Source organism: Streptomyces sp. NPDC005151 (assembly GCF_053599875.1).
Genome location: NZ_JBSFYR010000264.1, coordinates 1 through 1,227, shown reverse-complemented (window position 1 = coordinate 1,227; position 1,227 = coordinate 1). Strand labels below are relative to the sequence as shown.

Below are 1,227 nucleotides of genomic sequence, written 5' to 3'. Positions count from 1 at the left end.
GCGGTTTCCATCGGTGGTTGCGACTCCTGGAAGGAGTCCGTCCGATGCCGAAGTATCCGCCGAACCGGCTGCCGCTGTCGGTGCCCAAGGAGTACTTCGAACTGCGTAGAGGTGGCCTGAAAGGGGCAGCCGCTGCCCGCCATGTGGGCGTATCCACCAGCGCGGGCTCGTTGTGGTTCATCAAGGCTGGACGCATGCTGCTGCCCGACAAGCCCATCGACGAACGCTACCTGACCCAGGACGACCGGATCGCGATCGCCGAGGGCCTGCTCGCCGGCCGCACGGCGTCGGCGATCGCCAACGACATCGAAAAGCACCGCTCCACCGTCTACCGGGAGATCTCCCGTGGCCGGGGCGCCGACGGCACCTACAACCCCTGGTGGTCGCACAACCAGGCCATCCTCCGCCGGCGCCGCCCGAAGCCGGAGAAACTCCGTGCGAACCCCCAGCTGCGCGACTTCGTCAACGACAAGCTCAAAGAGCGCTGGTCACCGCAGCAGATCACCCGCCACCTGGCCAGCACCCAAGCCGGACAACCGGCGATGAACGCCTGCCCGGAGACCATCTACCGCGCCTTCTACAACGGGCTCCTGGAGAAACGCACCGCCCGGCTGCGTACCCGGCGCACCCGCCGCAAGAAGCAACGCCGCGGCATACCCTCCAAGAACGCCATCCCGCGCATGCGCCCGGTCCACACCCGGCCCCGGGAAGCCGACGAGCGTCGGCGGGCCGGGCACTGGGAAGGCGACCTGATCATCGGCAAGGCGCAGGCATCCGCCATCGGCACCCTTGTCGACCGCGCCACCCGCTACGTCCGCCTCATCCACCTACCGCACGGCTGGAAAGCCCCGCAGATACGCGACGCACTCGTCGAGCAGACCGCCGACCTGCCCGCCTCGCTGCGACGCACCCTCACCTGGGACCAGGGCCGCGAACTCTACCTTCACGAGGAGATAGAAGACTTGACGGGATTCCGGATCTACTTCTGCGACCCGCACAGCCCCTGGCAACGCGGCACCAACGAAAACACCAACGGACTGCTGCGCGAGTACTTCCCGAAAGGCACCAGCCTCACCCACTGCACCGCCCGTGACCTCGTGCAAGTCGAACGGCAGCTCAACGAACGCCCCCGCCGCGTCCTGGGCGACCGCACCCCCGCCGAGGCCATGAGACGCTGGTCAAAGGAACTCGCCTACCGCTGATTCGCAACGATCAGTGGAAACCGCC

At 67.3% G+C, this 1,227-nt stretch carries 1 protein-coding gene; it reads left to right on the top strand.

Going from position 1 to position 1,227, the window contains the following annotated elements; all coding sequences use genetic code 11:
- Positions 1-44: 44 nt before the first annotated feature.
- Positions 45-1,202: an IS30 family transposase gene (locus ACWD6R_RS40610; protein ID WP_451823351.1), complete on the top strand. Its 1,158-nt coding sequence runs from the start codon at positions 45-47 to the stop codon at positions 1,200-1,202.
- The last annotated feature ends 25 nt before the right edge of the window (positions 1,203-1,227 follow it).